17 protein-coding genes are annotated in these 17,945 nt (G+C 38.1%); 4 read left to right on the forward strand and 13 right to left on the reverse strand.

The annotated features are described in order from the left end of the window. Positions 1-65: 65 nt before the first annotated feature. From QCD85_RS22620 to QCD85_RS22630, 3 genes are all read right to left on the reverse strand, one after another. Positions 66-368 carry a hypothetical protein gene (locus QCD85_RS22620; RefSeq protein WP_301263944.1) on the reverse strand — a complete coding sequence of 101 codons (303 nt, stop codon included), beginning with the start codon at positions 366-368 and terminating at the stop codon, positions 66-68. A gap of 138 nt (positions 369-506) precedes the next feature. Then, complete coding sequence (locus tag QCD85_RS22625) at positions 507-773, reverse strand: hypothetical protein (protein WP_273615859.1); 267 nt, start codon at positions 771-773, stop codon at positions 507-509. A gap of 267 nt (positions 774-1,040) precedes the next feature. Then, positions 1,041-2,120, reverse strand: coding sequence for a lactonase family protein (locus tag QCD85_RS22630; RefSeq protein WP_273615858.1), 1,080 nt, complete (start codon positions 2,118-2,120; stop codon positions 1,041-1,043). A gap of 205 nt (positions 2,121-2,325) precedes the next feature. Here QCD85_RS22630 and QCD85_RS22635 point away from each other — a divergent pair, with 205 nt between their 5' ends. Next, positions 2,326-3,006 (forward strand): S-layer homology domain-containing protein, encoded by a 681-nt coding sequence (locus tag QCD85_RS22635; protein ID WP_301263945.1) that lies wholly within the window; start codon positions 2,326-2,328, stop codon positions 3,004-3,006. A 156-nt stretch (positions 3,007-3,162) separates the two neighbouring features. Here the strand turns inward: QCD85_RS22635 and QCD85_RS22640 are convergent, their stop codons facing one another. Then, the gene (locus QCD85_RS22640) at positions 3,163-3,714 is read right to left on the reverse strand and encodes a GNAT family N-acetyltransferase (RefSeq protein ID WP_301263946.1); all 552 of its coding nucleotides are present in this window, start codon (positions 3,712-3,714) and stop codon (positions 3,163-3,165) included. A 256-nt stretch (positions 3,715-3,970) separates the two neighbouring features. On the opposite strand from QCD85_RS22640, the gene QCD85_RS22645 reads away from it, so the two are divergent. Together QCD85_RS22645 and QCD85_RS22650 are read left to right on the forward strand one after the other, a co-directional pair. Continuing rightward, on the forward strand, positions 3,971-4,894 hold the full coding sequence (locus QCD85_RS22645; protein ID WP_301263947.1) for an ABC transporter substrate-binding protein: 924 nt from the start codon (positions 3,971-3,973) through the stop codon (positions 4,892-4,894). Between the two features lie 113 nt (positions 4,895-5,007). After that, positions 5,008-6,678: a helix-turn-helix domain-containing protein gene (locus QCD85_RS22650; protein ID WP_301263948.1), complete on the forward strand. Its 1,671-nt coding sequence runs from the start codon at positions 5,008-5,010 to the stop codon at positions 6,676-6,678. Between the two features lie 167 nt (positions 6,679-6,845). Here QCD85_RS22650 and QCD85_RS22655 read toward each other — a convergent pair whose 3' ends face one another. From QCD85_RS22655 to QCD85_RS22695, 9 genes are all read right to left on the reverse strand, one after another. Then, complete coding sequence (locus QCD85_RS22655) at positions 6,846-8,561, reverse strand: ABC transporter ATP-binding protein (protein ID WP_273615853.1); 1,716 nt, start codon at positions 8,559-8,561, stop codon at positions 6,846-6,848. 158 nt (positions 8,562-8,719) lie between these two features. Next, on the reverse strand, positions 8,720-9,433 hold the full coding sequence (locus QCD85_RS22660; protein WP_301263949.1) for a GntR family transcriptional regulator: 714 nt from the start codon (positions 9,431-9,433) through the stop codon (positions 8,720-8,722). 61 nt (positions 9,434-9,494) lie between these two features. Beyond that, entirely contained in the window at positions 9,495-10,580 is a 1,086-nt protein-coding gene (locus tag QCD85_RS22665) for a CehA/McbA family metallohydrolase (RefSeq protein WP_301263950.1), read from the reverse strand. A gap of 4 nt (positions 10,581-10,584) precedes the next feature. After that, complete coding sequence (locus QCD85_RS22670) at positions 10,585-11,031, reverse strand: hypothetical protein (protein WP_301263951.1); 447 nt, start codon at positions 11,029-11,031, stop codon at positions 10,585-10,587. 41 nt (positions 11,032-11,072) lie between these two features. Continuing rightward, the gene (locus QCD85_RS22675; protein ID WP_301263952.1) at positions 11,073-12,425 is read right to left on the reverse strand and encodes a hypothetical protein; all 1,353 of its coding nucleotides are present in this window, start codon (positions 12,423-12,425) and stop codon (positions 11,073-11,075) included. A 5-nt stretch (positions 12,426-12,430) separates the two neighbouring features. Beyond that, the gene (locus QCD85_RS22680; protein WP_273615848.1) at positions 12,431-13,264 is read right to left on the reverse strand and encodes an ABC transporter permease; all 834 of its coding nucleotides are present in this window, start codon (positions 13,262-13,264) and stop codon (positions 12,431-12,433) included. Between the two features lie 2 nt (positions 13,265-13,266). Beyond that, positions 13,267-14,424 (reverse strand): extracellular solute-binding protein, encoded by a 1,158-nt coding sequence (locus QCD85_RS22685; RefSeq protein WP_301263953.1) that lies wholly within the window; start codon positions 14,422-14,424, stop codon positions 13,267-13,269. Between the two features lie 57 nt (positions 14,425-14,481). After that, complete coding sequence (locus QCD85_RS22690) at positions 14,482-15,534, reverse strand: ABC transporter ATP-binding protein (RefSeq protein WP_301263956.1); 1,053 nt, start codon at positions 15,532-15,534, stop codon at positions 14,482-14,484. 61 nt (positions 15,535-15,595) lie between these two features. Further along, a complete protein-coding gene (locus QCD85_RS22695) occupies positions 15,596-16,420 on the reverse strand; it encodes an ABC transporter permease (protein WP_301263954.1) in 825 nt (274 codons plus the stop codon). A gap of 530 nt (positions 16,421-16,950) precedes the next feature. Between QCD85_RS22695 and QCD85_RS22700 the strand changes: the two genes are divergently transcribed. Continuing rightward, positions 16,951-17,895, forward strand: coding sequence for a tyrosine-type recombinase/integrase (locus QCD85_RS22700; protein WP_301263955.1), 945 nt, complete (start codon positions 16,951-16,953; stop codon positions 17,893-17,895). Positions 17,896-17,945 lie beyond the last annotated feature (50 nt).

A 17,945-nucleotide genomic window follows, 5' to 3' on the forward strand; every position in this document is an offset into this window, starting at 1 on the left:
TAAAATTTTTTTGTTATTTTGTCGAATGTAGTGGTGTGAATCGCGGGTTAAACAAGGTGTCTTTTTCAATCAAGTCCAAATCGATCGATATGATCTTGTAGTCCTTCTTGTTTTAAAATACGCAATTGCTCTACTCCAAATAAATCGAAATGTGGATAACGATCACGAAAATGAATATAACGAGGGTTAAGTTGGTGTTCTCTACACCAGTTTTGTAACTTTTCGATATCTGCACAACCTACTTTGGTCACTGTACGCATATTGGGAAATCGATCATCGATCCAATAATGAGTTAAAAAAGCGATTTGTCCATCACTTACTTGTTGCTTCCAATAGTTTAATTCTGATCGATCTATACCAAATGCCATATTTTTCACCTTTCTTAGACAAACATATCTTCATTTAAAGTGTTATCGGAAATAACTGTAGCAAAAAAGATCAACTCTATTGTCAGCAGCTGATCTGTTGCCTTAATGATCTTACTCTATTCGAACGCACTCAAGCGCTTAACTATTTTTTTCTTTTTCTTGCTCTTCTAGCTTTTTAGCCATACCTTCAGGATACGCATTTTCACTAGAGGACGAAGATTTAGTTGCATCTTTATCTTTTTCTTCTTTTTTCTCCATATTTAAATCTTCCATAGGCATAGGGTCTACATTTTGTTCGGATTCAAAACGATCGAACAGACTTTCATTTTCAGTTGGATAATGTTCAGGATGATCACGCTTGCCTTGTTGTTCTTCAATTTTATCGTTTTTTCTTGGCTCAGTCATCATTAATCTCTCCTTTGGCTATATCTACATCATAGAAAGTATAAAATTAATAGTAGTTACTGTACTTTACCTCTCTACGAAAAATTGAAACAATTTCTTCATCATCCTTATCAGAATTAGACTTATTCTCTGCAAAAGCATATGCGATACATAACAAAAAAATCGTGTCTATCTAGAACGCTCTATAGCGACTAGAAAACACGATTTTTGTTATTTATAGATAGAATGATTTGAATAGAACTTATATTCAATAAAGACTACATTCTATTACATGTATACAGACCATACACATACAGGTTTGGAGACTTCTACACTTTTACCTGTGTATGTTAATTTACCTGTTGTAGCATCTACAGTGAAAGTAACGATATTATTTCCATCACGATTCGCAGCAAGCAAATAATTACCATTCGGTGTCAATGAGAAATGTCTTGGATGTCCACCTTCTGTAGATACATGTTGTACTAGAGTTAATTGACCTGTTGCTTGGTCAACTTCATATTGCACAATACTGTCATGACCACGGTTAGATCCATAGACAAAGCGACCATCTTTGGAGATCGCAATTTCTGCACAACCATTTTCACCATCATAATCAGCTGGCAATGTAGAAATGCTATGAATTTCGCTTAATGTACCGTTGCTACCATCATATTGGTAAGCTGTTACAGTTGAATTTAACTCGTTAATCACAAACGCATATTTTCCATTAGGATGGAATACAAGATGACGAGGGCCTGCGCCTGGTGCAGTCACTTGTTCTGCTACTCGCTCTAATTTGCCTTCTTCTTGATCGAGTGCATACGTATAAATACGATCCAATCCTAAATCCTGAACCAATACATATTTTCCAGTAGGATCATAGAACGAAGAATGAGGATGTGGACGATCTTGATTCGGATGTACACTATGCCCTTCATGTTGTTGTACATCTAACGATTCACCAATTTGACCATCTTCGCGGATAGCAAATAATCCTACCATCCCTCCATGATAACTGGTTACGCTTAAGTACTTACTATCGTCAGAACGCTGAATATGACAAGTAGGAGCTCCTACTGTATTTAGACGATTCAATAAATGGATACTTCCTTTTGCCGGATCAATAGCAAAAGACGAAGCTTCACCAATCTTCGTGCCATCAGAATAAGCAGCTTCCCCGATCGCATACAATCGACCTGCTGGAGCATCGATATTTAGAAATGTAGGATTTTTGAGTCCCATAAAAGCATCAGTCTGAGTCAGTTCACCTGTGGCTTCATCAAAACTGTATACATACACACCGTTATCTGTTGATTCTGCATAAGAGCCTGCGAATACAAGCAAGCGTTCATTTGGGTTAGTCATATGTGATTCCTCCACTCTATTTATATGTTATTTATTAACTATGAACAAAAAGTTCCTCTATATAAGGTAACGCCTTCTGCACAAAAAATCAAAGTTCACGATCCAAATCCTCATATAGATTTATAAGAAACTGTAAGTTACACTGTAGATAATCCAACTTTTGTAAAGTCTATCTATTCTAATCTATCCAAGTGGGGTGAGTTCAATGATAGTTCGCAAATGTACATTAGGGCTTGCAAGTTTTCTATTACTAGCTTCAGGTAACCAAGCTTTTGCCGCTTTCGATGATCTGGATAACACAGTAGACAAAAAGAAGATTGAATATTTGGATGAATATCATATTTTGACAGGGATGACCGAAACTACTTATGCTCCAGAACGTTCATTAAATGTTGCACAAGGGGTAAGCTCACTGGTGAAAGGGCTTGATCTCAATATCGATAATATGCGATTTATCAAAAAGCCAGAAGCAAGCGATTACTATACACGTATCAGTAATAACGCGTGGTATAGCCATGATATGATTGTCGCTCATCATAATGGACTGGATCTTCCAGCAGATGTAGATGTGACGACAGCAATGACACGCGGTCAATTTGCTACTTTACTCTGGCAAGCTGTCGAACAAGTCGATCCTGATATCAATGAATCCGGTGGTAATAATATAACGTCGACCCAAGCTGATCCACAAATAGCTGATCATCACTCACTATCTGCTATAGATCAACAAATGGTAGAACAGGTGATTCATAATGAGATCGCTACACTAGATCAAAAAGGCAAATTTTATCCCGATGAACCGATTACCCGCGCAGAAGCCGCAGTCATGTTATACAATGCGATAGAGTTAACAGGCAAACTGGGTAGTGTAGGCACAATCGAATAACAGAACAGAATTAGCATTATTTTATAAATACAATATATTTAAAATAAAAATCCCTTTGACACAGCGCTTTTATAAGCATGAAGTCAAGGGGTTTTTAGATTGATTTTAAAGTCATGTATTCTACTAGCTCTATACATCATACGAAAGATCTCGCTTTTAATTTATTGTAAGACGTTGCCAATCTTCTATCGTAATCGCATATAGAACATGATCTTCCCAATTACCATTGATATGTAAGTAACGTTCAGCTAGACCTTCACGGCGAAATCCAGACTTTTCTAACACACGTAATGATGGCGTATTCCATGGCATCACTCCTGCTTGTAACCGGTGAAGCTGTGCTTCGGTAAAAGCAAATTGCAGACATTGCTGAACCGCTGCTGAAGCATATCCTTTTCCATGATGATCTTGATCTACAAAATAGCCAAGATTTCCATTTTGAAAAGGTCCACGAGCCACTCCACTAATTTCGATTCTTCCTACCAATTGTTCACTAACCGATTCAAATATCCCAAATACATATCCTTGACCTGCTTCAAAATTCTGTTCCCCATTAATTAGCATTTCTTGCTGAACTTCAAGTGTCCAATACGATTCCGGGCGAATAGGCTCGTATTTTTTGAGATAATCTCGATTGCGATTCCGTAGTTGTAGAACTTGCTCAGCATTCGCTAGAGTGAGTCGTTTTAAATAGATATTCGAATTCATGATTTATCCTCCTTTGTTGCATGTATGATAAAACAATTATTGTTTTTGTTCTATACCCATCGTCAATACAACATTATCCTGCATTTTGTACAAAGATATACTTATTTTTGTCCATTTCATCTTTGTGATTGATACGCTATGATGTTTTTAACGATAATGATTCTCATTATTAAAACTATTTTAGATCGTATTTTACAGGGGGCTTATCATGAAAGTAATCATCAAAAAGATAAATGTTTGGAGTTTTATTCTATGTGTGAGCATATTATTAGCAGCATGTGGCAATTCTACAGCTTCTACAACTACTAGCGAACCTTCCACTTCTTCCAATAATGCAACAGCAGAAAGCGTAGCAACGACCAAATCATTTACAGATTTTAAAAATAACAACGTTGAAGTGCCTACTCATCCTGAGCGGATTATTTATATAGGTGGTGATCTTGGTGATCTACTTGCTCTTCATGTCAAACCTATCGGCTCATCGTTGCAAGTTATAGCAGATCAAGTGGTTTATTCTGATCTGTTAGAGGGTATCGTAGACATTGGTGAACCGGCTGATATGGAAAAAATCGCAGACCTTAATCCTGATCTCATTTTGGTCGATGGCGGCGGATTATACGATAATATTTATGAATCATTAACGAAGATCGCTCCTACCGTACAGCTTGAACGTAAACAGACCTATGATCGTCTACGTACATTAGGCGATATTTTAGGAAAAAGTGATACGGCTGAACAATGGATTACCACGTACGAGAAAAAAGCGAAACAAGTGGTTAGCCAACTCAAATCTCACTCTGGTGATACAGCAACGGTATTTCTACAACTAGGTAAAGATATGTACGTCATGGGTGACAAAGGATTCGCTACAACACTATACAATATTTTGCAATTTAAGCCAAGTATAGGCGTAGAGAAAATGATCGCAGACAAAGAAGATTTTGCTCAGATTTCAGAAGAAGCTTTATCCGATTATGCAGGACAATGGCTATTTATTCTGAATGATGGCAATACTGCTAGCGATGCCAATACACAAAAGATGCTTCAAAGTGCAATCTGGCAAGCAATTCCTGCGGTTAAAGCAAATCATGTATATATGCTAAGTTCTACATGGAACTTTGATGATCCGATTACAAGAGAACGTATGCTAGATGAATTACCGAAAATCATGAATAAGTAAATAAATTGTACCAAAAGACTTTCACTGTTAAGGTTGAAAGTCTTTTTCCATTTAGTATACAATATGTACATATTACTGATAATAATTCTCAATTAAATAAAGGAGGGATTATGTTGTTATCACGAATAGCCCAACTCCCTCTTCACTCCTATACTTTTGAATGTATCTATGTTCAGATTGGATCTTTGGCTCATTCTACTTTGTTATGTAGTGATTGTTTAACTCATCGATTAATCCTTTGCTTGCGAGATGGAGATACGATCCAGATCAATCAGCAATCTTTTACAACTGTTCAAGGTAGTTGTATGTTTCTTGCGCCAGACAGCAATATTGAGTGTAAAGATACAACAACAGAACCTATTTACTATGAAGCTTCTTTTTATATTTTTGCTCGAGGAGAACAACAACCTTGTAGAGAACCTATCGAGTCATTGCCTTATCATATCTGGCTTCATCCAACTCCTTTATCTTCAATAATTGAATATATACAATATATGCTTCGTTTTTTTGACAGTCATAAAGCTTCTCCTATAAATACAGTAGATTCTGAGATAGAGATTAATCACTTTCGCTCCAATCTCTTTTTACAACAGTGGATTTTAGCCTGTATTGAAAGTAAGACTAAGCGGTCTGCTGATCTGTTTTCGTCTGCTTTAGAAGCCGTACAGCATACTGTAGATTATATTCATCAATATTATCAGAAACCGATTACTGTCGAAGATTTGTTACATTTATCAGGTGTAGGACGATGGAAATATAGTAGGCTTTTCCAACAATTAACAGGCAAAAAGCCACTTGATTATATTACCGATATTCGAATTAATCGCGCAAAAGATTTATTACGTTTGTCTAATCATTCGATTAAAGAAATTGCTCATTATGTTGGCTTCAAAGACGAGTATTATTTTAGCAGACGATTTAGTCAATCTACAGGTGTACCGCCAAGACAATATACGTATCGGTATCATCGTACACCGCCATCACTCCCACATCATCGTTATAGTTTAGCACCGCGTATTGTGTCTACAGGTAATACACTTGGCGATCTATTGTCGCTAGGCATTCAGCCAATAGGTGCATCGCTTACTGTTATTCGCGATCAAGTGATTTATCAACAGCAATTACTAGATATAAGCGATATTGGTACGTACGGAGAACCGGAGCAGATTGCTAGATTACAGCCTGATCTAATTATCCATGAATATACAACTGATGAAGTTAGCGTAGCTTTAGCTCGAATTGCACCTACCTTTGTGATTTACCGTCATGATCCTGCCCATATTCGTTTGCGTGCTATCGCTAACTGGATTGGACAAGGTCGTCAGGCGGATCAATGGTTGTCTCTTCATCAGCAACAATCGGTACAAGTGTGGAAAGATTGTATTCCGATCAAACAAGGAGAAACTGCTCTGGTAATCATACAGATTGATGGTGATTTATTTGTAATGGGTGGTCATGGATTTGCACTGACTATCTATCAACCATTTGCTTTCTGCCCTCCGCCAGCCGTATCGCAGATGATTCAGCAACAAATTCCTTATTTAGCTATCACCTGGGAGGACTTAGAACGGTATGCGAGTGATCGCGTTTTTTTACTTGTTGATCGTGATGCAACTTCTCTCGAATATCTACATCAGTTAACTCATAGTCCCGCATGGAAAAGACTTCAGATGCACTCTCCATTTCGTCTTCATATTACAGAATCAAAATGGAACTTTGATGATCCTATCACTAGAGAGCATTTGTTATCTGTTTTACCAAATATTTTGAAAGTCACTTTTTAGTGTTAATCTTTTAATACTAATTGTTGCTAGTAGAATATGTTCAATTAAAATACGATACGAACACAATAAAAAAGCTAGTATCCTTTGCAAGAACAGTACATGTTCTTGATCGGGATGCTAGCTTTTTTATTTCTAAAACAATTCTGTATTTCTTACTTCACTACCTGTTACGTACCGAATTGAGCGGCATGTAGACGGCTGTATGCACCACCAGCTTGAATGAGTTCATCATGAGCGCCTTGTTCAGCGATACCTTCTTTGGTAACAACGATAATACGATCTGCATTTTTGATCGTAGCCAGACGATGCGCAATAATCAATGTTGTTCTACCTTGAGATAGCTCATTTAGAGATTGCTGAATTGCTGCTTCTGTCTCGGTATCAAGCGCAGATGTGGCTTCATCTAGAATCAAAATCGGTGGATTTTTGAGGAACATACGAGCAATCGATAGCCGTTGCTTCTGTCCACCAGATAGCTTCACGCCACGTTCTCCGATAATTGTATCCATTCCTTCTTCATACGAAGTAATCACTTCTTCAAGCTGCGCTTGACGAGCGGCTGTCCATATTTCTTCTTCGGTTGCTCCCAATTTGCCGTAAGCAATATTTTCACGAATCGTACCATCGAATAAAAAGACTTCTTGTTGTACAACACCGATCTGGGAGCGTAATGAAGATAATGTCATCTTGCGAATATCAATACCATCTATCGTCACTTCACCTTCAGCAATATCATAGAAGCGTGGCAATAGACTACATATTGTTGTTTTACCAGCACCAGAAGGACCTACAAGAGCAACTGTTTCCCCTTCGCGAATATGAAGATTGATCCCTTTCAAAATATAATCTTTACCTTCATAACCGAACGATACATCGTTATACACAATATTTCCTTTAAGCCCACTTACTTCTTGAGCATCAGGTAGATCATGAATCTCTGTATCAGTATTCAGCAATTCTTCAAAACGACGGAAGCCTGCTATTCCTTTAGGATACGTTTCAATAACTGAATTCAATTGCTTAATCGGCGCTAAAAATACATTAGATAGCAGTACAAAAGCGATAAAGTCGCCATAACTCATCCCTTTTTCAATCACAAACCATGTACCACAGACAAGTACAAAAATAGAAACGAATTTCATCAAAATATAGCTAATTGACGAATTCCACGCCATAATGCGATACGCAACAAGCTTAGTACGACGAAAACGTCCATTGTTGATCGCAAATTGACTGATTTCATGATCTTCGTTAGCAAAAGCTTGTACAACACGCATTCCGGTAACGTTATTTTCGACACGTGCATTAAAATCAGCGATATCTCCAAACATACGCCGGAAAGCGACTGACATTTTGCGTCCAAAAAAGAGTGATAAATAGATCATCAAAGGCACAACTACAAAGGTCAAAATCGCTAGATCCATATTAATACTAGCCATCAAAGCAAATGCACCAACAAGTGTCATCACAGCGATAAATAAATCTTCAGGTCCATGATGAGCAATCTCACCAATATCCATCAGATCATTGGTCATACGAGATACGAGATGCCCTGTCTTCGCATTATCGAAAAAGCGAAACGGTAACCGCTGCACATGATCAAATAGCTTTTTGCGCATATCGGTCTCAATATTGATTCCTAGCTTATGTCCCCAATAAGTTACGACATAATTAAGAAATGAACTAACGACGAATATTCCTAGTAATCCCACACATGCCCATAAAATGACACGCCATTCTCCACCCGGAAGTAAATCATCGATAACGCGGTTTACTGCTAATGGAAAAGCTAATTCGAGAATAGCTGCAATAATCGCACAGCCAAAATCGATCACAAATAATCCTTTGTAAGGACGGTAATAAGCAAAAAAACGTTTTAACATTGCTGTCTCCTTTTCTCCACATCATTGATGTGTAATTTAGAAATATATGTATTGTAGCTAAAAAAATAACCACCGGTGTAGCATAAAACTACATCCAGATGGCTATTATAGCATTAATTTTCTCCATTGATAATGATTATCATTTAATTTTAATTTATTTATCGTGTTCGTCTTATCCAAAATGTGAAAATATCGTTGCGAACATAGTCGTAAGAATATAATACTTTCCGATTCATTTCATCATAATGGGTCTGCTTGAGCAATAAAACAGCAGATTGTGGATGAACACATAACTTTTGACTATGCGGATCTGTAGAAAGTGGCACTGTCAATTCTGAATCTGCTCCTACAATCTGAATACCTACCTGTTGTTCTAAATGTTGAAATAAAGATCCTGTAAATACACTTTCATCAAATGTATTGCCAACAAGTTGCACCGGCATATAGTTGATCGAATGAGCGACAATTTCGCCATTTGCCATTCGTGAACGTTCCAAAACGATCATCGGTTCATCGACAGATAGTTCCATTCGTTCAGCCACTTCACTAGGACACTTTTCTGAAATAATATAAGCTAATCGTTGGTCTTCTGTTAGACCTGCTGAACGAATCATATCTCCTATACTATACAGTCGATCCAGTGAACTTGGGATATGTTGCAATGTACGGGTCAAAAACGTACCACTGCCATGTTTGACAAACAATTTCCCTTCATCTCTTAACCTACGAATGGCTCCACGAACAGTAGTACGACAGACTCTAAATTCAGTAGCTAATGTAGATTCAGAAGGTAATTGGTCTCCAGCATGAATATGATGTTCTGCGATCCATTGCTCGATACGAAGTTTGACGGTTTCCTGCTTGGCAGACATATGAATCTATACATCCTTTCTATAGGCAAAATATAAGAGTGTCGTAATTATAATCAGTTCATTATAGTGAATGAGTGATATAGATAGCATTGGTAAAAGCAATCATGCTATACGTTTCCGCAAAATATCCATACAACTCGACCCGTACCCAGCTTAATATTTGAGCCTGTTCTAATTCACAATCATATACTTCTGTTTGCACTGGAATTTGTTGTTCGAACAATATTCCCCGGTTGCTATTTACTACTAAGCGTAACGATTGATCGGCTAATGTGTAATATTGCTGACGACAAATCGTATCTAACGCTATTTCTAACTTTAATTTTTCATAGGGTGGGCAATAGAGTTCTTGTCCAATATGATAACGCTTAGATTGATCATCATGAATTGGATGGGCAATATGAGCAGTAAAAGTAAGCAAAGGCCCCATCGTAACAGTGACTGCTCCTTGACGAAGAGCGGTCAGAGCAGAATGATCTTTGGGTTCTAGCTCTACACGATCTGTATACGATACATCTGAAGTCTGTAACATATCTAATGAATGCCACAACTTTTCTTCATCTTCTGTACCTATGTATGTAATAGCCGCTGGAGCATCGTGATCTTCTGTGCGATGCCAATCCCGACCACTGGTAGCTGTTATTTGATGCCCTTCATTTAGTAAAGACGTCCACCAGGCAAAAGCACGCTGGCTGTCTTTTTTGATAGACGGCATTAATGTAGACCAGACTTCGATATAATCTACTTTTTGCCAATTTGTTATTGGATATTCCCAATAACAACCTGTACAGATAGGGCTACCTATTCGAAATGGATGAGCAATACCTACAAGACCGCCCTGTGCATGTACCTGATCGATCCCTTTTTCAATATCATCTATACCCAGATTACGCCAATCCACATATTTATGAATTCCCATCGTAATCATATGCCCGTAGAACGTAGTCCATTCCATACCAGGAATAATATGAATACCTGTCTCGTGTTGAATACGCTGACGATCTTGTAGACCCGACTGTGTATTATGATCGGTGAGTGCAATACAATCAATACCTAGATGCAGAGCTGACTGTACCATTTCATCTAAAGTGTGTTGTCCATCACTATGAAGTGTATGAGTATGTAATTCAGAAGGTATCCATTTCATATTGTTAATCCCCCCATACTTCAAGTTGATAATGACATTCTGGTGTCACAATCGAATGAATACTTAATATTACTTTCCATTCTCCTACAGGATTAGAACCTTTCCAAAATCCTGGCGAAGCATGATCTATTGATAAAAAATGAGTCTGTTGTGAGTCTTGCCGATGCGCTTGTCCGCGATGGGTTTGTGGATCATCGACAGAAAGTGTAATTAGATTTTGTAGCGGAGCATACTTTTGCCATTCATGTTCTTGTGGCGCATCATAGCCGTATCGAACCATCGCAGATTCAATTATAGTTTGAGCTTGAGCGGTATCTGTTAACGTTTTGGGAGCATACTTGAACTCGATACGAATCATCGATGCTTGTTCTAATATCGGAAAAGTATACGTAATATGAGTCTGTGAAGCTAACGGATCAATACTACCAGATACGTGCAACCATTTTTCCATCGACAACTGTCTCCTTTTCCTTATCGGCTATACCCACTTCTCTAGATCAACGTCAAGCAATTCCACAATGTCTGTACAGGAGAGATCGAAGTCAATTCAACCTGTGTCTGTGATTGGATACCGATGGTTGGTTTATATTCCTGATCTAACATAAACGCATATATTCCTTTGACACCGATACGTTCTACCCCTTCTGGCAAAAGATTCACCCGAATCTCGGCAATATGATCAATCTGAGTGCCCGGTGGTAACTTAATCGTAGTCGAAAAATGTAAATCTGGTCCTTGATAAGCTGCGCGAAAATCAGCAACTCGTAAATCGTTAAAGCTCGATGACCACCATTCTTCTTGTCCTTGTAAACGCACTTGATAATCAAGACAAGTCTGTTGGACATCTATGCGAGCATTATAGACATCCAAAGCATATTTTGAACTCTGAATAAATACATATTGACGCTGATCTCCCAATTTCCATGAAGATGGATCGTTGTTACGATCTACGATATACTGACGATTCATTTCCCAATTGGTAATCTGATACGTGAACGGATACATACTCATAATCTGTTCACGCGGTTCTTGTTCAGGATACCAACGATAAGATGGTGGCAGAATCAAGCGATAATTCGACCAGACTTCATCTACAAAGTTACCGTTAGCTGTAGCGGCTTGTAATACAGGTAGACCACCACAGTCGGTTTTACCTTGAAATGAAGTCGTCACATGATGAGGACCTTGATATGTAGCGGATAATACATGACCCGCATGATCCATTTCGACACGATACATCCATTCAATATCTGTAGTTCTGCCCCATCTACTCATCAATAATCCAGAAGGTGTACCTTCATCCTCATGACTGAATACCATATGATATTCAATTACTGTGCGATTTTCTTTCTGTTGCATCCAATACATGACAAGAAGCGGCGTATCTGTAAATGTACTTTCATAATCATGAGTCAGATTGCGTCCATAGACAATCGGTGTATGCTGGTAGACCAGTGCTGACGAAGAAGTGACATCGATCCAGTGTGCCTCATAACTTTCCAAGTGAATTTCTTCTACTTTGGAAGGAGATTCGGGATCACGAAATTCCAATTCAATCTCATAAGTTCCTGCTTCCAGTTGTCCAAGTAAGCGAGGATATACAAAAGAGTCTTTACCATAAAATAAAATCAAATCTTGATTGTACTGTTGATTGACATAGATATGAACCATAGCTGACTCATGATTTTTCTGTTGCCAGTGACTATTACTCATAGCCTTTAGATGCAACTCTACAAACCCTTTTGCTGGAACATCTATTTGAAAATAACAACGTTGAGCACGTGTCAATAAAACATCTAATGTTGATGTACCAATAACGTTAGCGTCATGTTGAGTATTGTTCATCAATGTTATCCCTCTTTCCCCATCGTTCGAATATAGAAATAACCCATGACTGAACACAGTAAAAACATCAATACAGCCATCGCACTTGCAGTATGAGTCTCCTGATAATTAGAAAAGACTTGTTGCATAGCGACCCCTAATACTTGAGGAGCATTAGCACCAATTAGAAAAGGAGCGGTAAAACTACCGATTACGCCCATAAAAATAAATGTGATTGCTACCCACATCGTTTTGTAAGAGAGTGGCAAAACAAATCGAAAAAATAACTGCCAGATATTTGCCCCTGCATCGCGTGCACTTTCGATAACCGAGTTAGGTACTGCCGCTAGAGCAGAACTTAGTAACATCGTTGAGAACGGAATATTAAACCATAAGTTAGCAAGTAATAACCCTTTGTAATCGTAAATAATTTTGGGAAATGTATCGATCCCAATCAATAACAACAGTCTTGATAACCAACCATGATTACCATACATCGTAATCAGACCATAAGTGGCAATCACACCGGGTACGAACATGGGGATAAAATATAAGCGGTTAATCCATTGCACCACCCACCCATGACCAAACCGCAGATAGACGGCTAACGCATAACTGATTACTAACGATAACAAAGTAGAAACAACGGTTACATTTAATGTGTAGATAATATTTTTGCGCATCGTGGGCTCGGTAAATAAACGAATATAGTTGGCTAATCCAAATCCACTACCATTTTCATCGATTAAGCTTTCTCGAATAGCATACAAAATAGGCAAGATCACGACAAAAAACAAAATAAGAAAGGAAGGGATCACTAGAGCAAGCCCTAGTATCCCTTTTTTTACAGTAGAATTCATCGTCATTGACCTGCAACATCAGTCTGCCAGCGTTTGTAGATCTCTTGTTGTAGATCACCACCATTAAATTGACGGTACGATGCAGACACACTTGCAAATTTATCTTGTAATTCTTTAGACATTAGATCCCATTTGATCCCAGGGTAACCGTACATTTTGTTCACTACAATCGTCTGAGCTTCCGGTGTAAGTATATAATCAAGCAATTTTTGCGCAGCTTCTTTTTTGGTCGACATTTCGGGAACCATCAGATACGCAGGGCCACCTGTAAAAGCAGGGCTGATCTGAGTTAGCTTGGTTGTATCTGGTAATAGCTGTTTGTTGATCTGTTCTAGTGCCATATCTGACCATGCTGGAACCATATCTACTTCACCATTAGCAAGTAAATCGAGTGTGCCTTGATTTTTTTTCGGATAGATTCCTTGCTGATACATAGACGGTCCTAATTGTTTTAACAAATTAAATCCTTGATCCCATTTCTGTGCGATAGCAGGATCGCTACTATTCATATCTTCAGGGGGTAAAAAATTATAAATGGCTGTAGTTACAAATGAACTACCTGCTCCACCTGTAGAAGGGTCATTATAAGCAAATTTGCCGGGATGTTGACGAATCCAATCGTATAACTCGTCTGCTGTCTTTGGAGGGTTAGGTACATTTTGGCTATTGTACGCCAGTACTACTGACGAAGCGCGGTAAGGAACAGCCATATCATTTACTTGTTTTAATATCGATGTGTCGATATTTTTGAGGTTAGGTACACTTGCTGTATCTAGTTTGGCCCAGATTCCATTTTTGTTGCCTTTTGTAATATCGTCCAGACTACCTTCATATAGATCTACATCTACATTGGTCTGTCCACTTTGCTTGGCAGCTAAAAGGCGATCCAGTGCAGATTGTCCACCAGTTCCGGATGGAAGATATACCAATTTAACTTTGATCGTTGGATTAGCTTTTTCAAATTCTGGAATTAACGTTTCCCATAATTCTTTTACATTTAATGAACCACTGGTATACAAAGAAATCTCTGTGGTGTTTGCAGAAGAAGAACTACTTGCATTGGCTTCGTTGGTAGCGGATTTGCCTCCACAACCGGCTAACGCCATAACCATACATAATCCAACCATCAGTAGCATACTCATTTTTGCTTTGTTTAACACAAGAACATCCTCCTTTAAAATAACTGCTTTTGAGATGAATTTAGTATGAGCTTCTTGTTATTTGTCTGCTTCCGATACACTGATTTCTGGAAAAACATTCATTTTACTAAACATCAGCGATATCGGTTGACCTGGATGTAAGGTAGCCGCTTGTTGACGAGGTACAAATACTTTAAGGACTTCTTCTTCATAATTGACTGATACTTCTGCATAATGACCGAGTACCATGACCTGACGAATATGACCTATTAAGCCATCTTCTTGTTCAGACAGGTACATGTCTTCTGGACGAACAGCAACGATACAATGTCCGATAGGCAATTCTAACTTTGGATTAGGCAGACGCAATCCACCCACTGTAATATGCTGTCCATCACTCACCCCCTTTAATACATTGATACGACCGATAAAATTAGCGACAAACAGCGATTGTGGCGTATCATAAATGTCCTGTGGTGTAGACAATTGCTCAATCTGACCACCATGCATAACTACAATTCGGTCTGAGATCGATAAAGCTTCTTCTTGATCATGTGTTACAAAAACCATTGTCATATCGGTAGCCATCTGAATATCACGTAATTCTTCACGCATCTCCATCCGTAGCTTGGCATCCAGAGCGGAAAAAGGTTCGTCTAGCAGTAATACATCTGGCTTTAATAGTAGTGCTCTGGCTAGAGCCACCCGCTGTTGCTGTCCACCGGATAACTGGGTAGGATGCTTGCTCGCTGCACTACCGAGTTGCACCATTTCTAAAGCGGCTTTCACTTCACGCTCCATATCTGCCTTAGCATATTTGCGGATTTTCAGACCAAATGCCAAATTTTCATACACCGTCATATGTGGCCACAGATTATAACTTTGGAATACCATAGCAGTTGGTCTTTTTTCAGGAGGCAACTGTAATATGCTGTTCCCACGAATTAAAATATCTCCACTATCCGGTTCCAAAAAGCCGCCAATCGATCGTAAAACAGTGGTTTTTCCGCAACCCGAAGGCCCCAGTAATGTCACCATTTCGCCTTTGGCAATCTCAAGCGAAATATTTTTCACACCATCGCCTGTTTTGAATATTTTGCTTATATTTCGAATAGATAATTGAGACTGCATGATTGTATTCATAACTCCTCCTGCTTCTTGGGTAACCATAGAATCTGCAATATAGTCCACTTTATTTCACTTGAAACCCACCAGATAATACATCTGCGCTTACAAATTTGCGGGCAGCTACTAACAGAATCACTGTCGGTAATGTCAAAATTACAGAGAATACAGCACCTGTCGTATTCGGATAATCTGCGATAATAGAGTACATAATAATCGGCATCGTTTTAAAATCAGGAATCCCTACCAACAACGTGCCTTGCGCTTCATCCAATGAAGCTAAAAAGGTGAAAATCGAAGCAACCATAATACCGGGAAAAGCCATCGGGAATGTAATTTTCCAAAATACTCGAATCGGGCCTGCTCCCACATCGCGTGCCGATTCTTCTTGAGCCTGATGCACACTGCGAAAAGCAGACGCTGGAATCCATGTCATATACATCAAAGTGTTGACCATATGAATCAGTACAATACCTACAAAAGTATTCATCAATCCAAATTTGTAAAACAGAACAGCAATAGAGACATACAAGCCCATTTTCGGAAATGCATGAGTAAGCAAAAACGAAAATAAAAACCATTTACTCAGCGGAAATGAGATGCGTGAAAAAGCATAAGCAGCTGGTACACACACAATAATCGAACATACCGTCACCACAGTCGCAATCAGAAAAGACAGCGAAATAGATTGCAACACATCATCCTGACTTAACACAAATTGCCACCATTGTAGCGACCAGCTCTGTGGTAAAGCTGATGGGTACTGCCACTTACCAGATACAGCCAATATCAATAAATTTAGCAATGGTCCCAGAAAAAAAATCACAAAGACGATCAACAACAAAAACTCTACGATTTTGCGTTTACCTAACGCATGTAAATACCACTTCATAATTCATTCCTTTCTCTCACTGATCTGAACATATGTACTTTCACAAAGCGCTTATTTCTTAAACGTTAGTTATCCAAAGTTGTTTAGACGTCTATATCACTGACACTTCTGAGTATAGAAACAATTTATTTTCGCAAAATATGTCGAAATATAGGTTTGCGTAAATATTGAAAACTATTTTTGTTTAGATTTAATATGTAATTAATAAAATAGCGCTACTTTGAGCTTAAATGGTTGGCAGTTTATATAGTAAATATATTCAAAATCGATGCTTGAGTATGTAAATGTAGGTTGTAGGTGTAGACATGCTAAAAAGACTTTCAATGATTGCCATACATCTGCAAGCATTAAAAGTCTAGATCATAATTATGGTGACTTATTTTTACAAAGTGAAATAACAGATACTGTGGTACCCCATAAATTGATACATGTTAAAATGATTGATTTTGGTATAATGGAGAATCTGTATTTTAAAGATTATTTAATGTAGAGAAGAAATTGAAGTTGTTGGAGAAACAGGAGGATGAAAATTGTTAGTATCTAGGATTGATTTAAACGATTATATCGCAAAGTATGTGAATTATTTATTGATCGAAAAAAATTTGTCACCAAAATCGATCAAAGCTTATCTATCCGATTTGAATATGTTCCATGATTGGCTAGTAGAGAATCAGATCGAAGTTGTGACCGAAGCGGAAATCTATTTATATTTCAATACATTGAGTCACTTGAATCTTTTAAAAGATTCTACCATCAAACGGAAATACATATCCTTTAAAGGATTTTTCTTATTTTTGGATCAAAAAAATTGGATTGATCAATCCCCATTAATCAATTTCGGTAAACGATTCAAAACGGCTAAGCGTATTCCAAAAACGTTACCAACCAATGAAATCAAACGTTTATTATCTGCCCCAGAGCATGATCGTAACCGCTTAAAAACAGAATTCAGCACGCGCTTGAGTATACGAAATGATGCCATTATAGACTTACTCTTTTCCACAGGTATTCGTATTGGGGAATTGGTACAAATTCGACTAAAAGACCTTGATTTACGCAATCGAGTCGTTGTTATCTTTGGCAAAGGACGCAAAGAACGATTGCTTTATCTATCTAGCAAAGAACTCCTCGATAAGATTCAAGACTGGCTTAAAGTAAGAGAAGCTTTTCATCCAAAAGACGACTGTTTATTTCTAAATAAATATGGAAACGGCTTATCGATCTATGGTATTGAGGATATTTTCTCCAAATATAAAGAGATGGCAAAAATTAATCAAAGTGCTACCCCACATTACTTACGTCATTCTTTTGCTACTCAACTGTTAGAAAATGGAGCCGATTTGAGAGCAGTTCAAGAAATATTAGGGCATTCCAGTGTGAGTACAACGGAGATTTATACAGAGGTATCTGTTAAAAGAAAGCGCGCAGTATTAACAAAATTCAATCCTAGAAACCGATTAGAGACCTCCAAATAACTATGAATTATTTGGAGGAAATGATGATGAATGAAGTTGAAAAGTATATT

The sequence above is a fragment of the Paenibacillus sp. PsM32 genome (assembly GCF_030433815.1).
Lineage (GTDB): Bacteria > Bacillota > Bacilli > Paenibacillales > Paenibacillaceae > Saccharibacillus > Saccharibacillus kyungheensis.

What these genes read in the sequence shown, in the direction of transcription:
- QCD85_RS22630 (WP_273615858.1), bottom strand. Translation starts at nt 2,120, where the DNA reads ATGACTAACCCAAATGAACGCTTGCTTGTATTCGCAGGCTCTTATGCA.
- QCD85_RS22680 (WP_273615848.1), bottom strand. Translation starts at nt 13,264, where the DNA reads ATGAATTCTACTGTAAAAAAAGGGATACTAGGGCTTGCTCTAGTGATC.
- QCD85_RS22690 (WP_301263956.1), bottom strand. Translation starts at nt 15,534, where the DNA reads ATGCAGTCTCAATTATCTATTCGAAATATAAGCAAAATATTCAAAACA.
- QCD85_RS22670 (WP_301263951.1), bottom strand. Translation starts at nt 11,031, where the DNA reads ATGGAAAAATGGTTGCACGTATCTGGTAGTATTGATCCGTTAGCTTCA.
- QCD85_RS22695 (WP_301263954.1), bottom strand. Translation starts at nt 16,420, where the DNA reads ATGAAGTGGTATTTACATGCGTTAGGTAAACGCAAAATCGTAGAGTTT.
- QCD85_RS22675 (WP_301263952.1), bottom strand. Translation starts at nt 12,425, where the DNA reads ATGAACAATACTCAACATGACGCTAACGTTATTGGTACATCAACATTA.
- QCD85_RS22635 (WP_301263945.1), top strand. Translation starts at nt 2,326, where the DNA reads ATGATAGTTCGCAAATGTACATTAGGGCTTGCAAGTTTTCTATTACTA.
- QCD85_RS22640 (WP_301263946.1), bottom strand. Translation starts at nt 3,714, where the DNA reads ATGAATTCGAATATCTATTTAAAACGACTCACTCTAGCGAATGCTGAG.
- QCD85_RS22660 (WP_301263949.1), bottom strand. Translation starts at nt 9,433, where the DNA reads ATGTCTGCCAAGCAGGAAACCGTCAAACTTCGTATCGAGCAATGGATC.
- QCD85_RS22625 (WP_273615859.1), bottom strand. Translation starts at nt 773, where the DNA reads ATGACTGAGCCAAGAAAAAACGATAAAATTGAAGAACAACAAGGCAAG.
- QCD85_RS22665 (WP_301263950.1), bottom strand. Translation starts at nt 10,580, where the DNA reads ATGAAATGGATACCTTCTGAATTACATACTCATACACTTCATAGTGAT.
- QCD85_RS22620 (WP_301263944.1), bottom strand. Translation starts at nt 368, where the DNA reads ATGGCATTTGGTATAGATCGATCAGAATTAAACTATTGGAAGCAACAA.
- QCD85_RS22655 (WP_273615853.1), bottom strand. Translation starts at nt 8,561, where the DNA reads ATGTTAAAACGTTTTTTTGCTTATTACCGTCCTTACAAAGGATTATTT.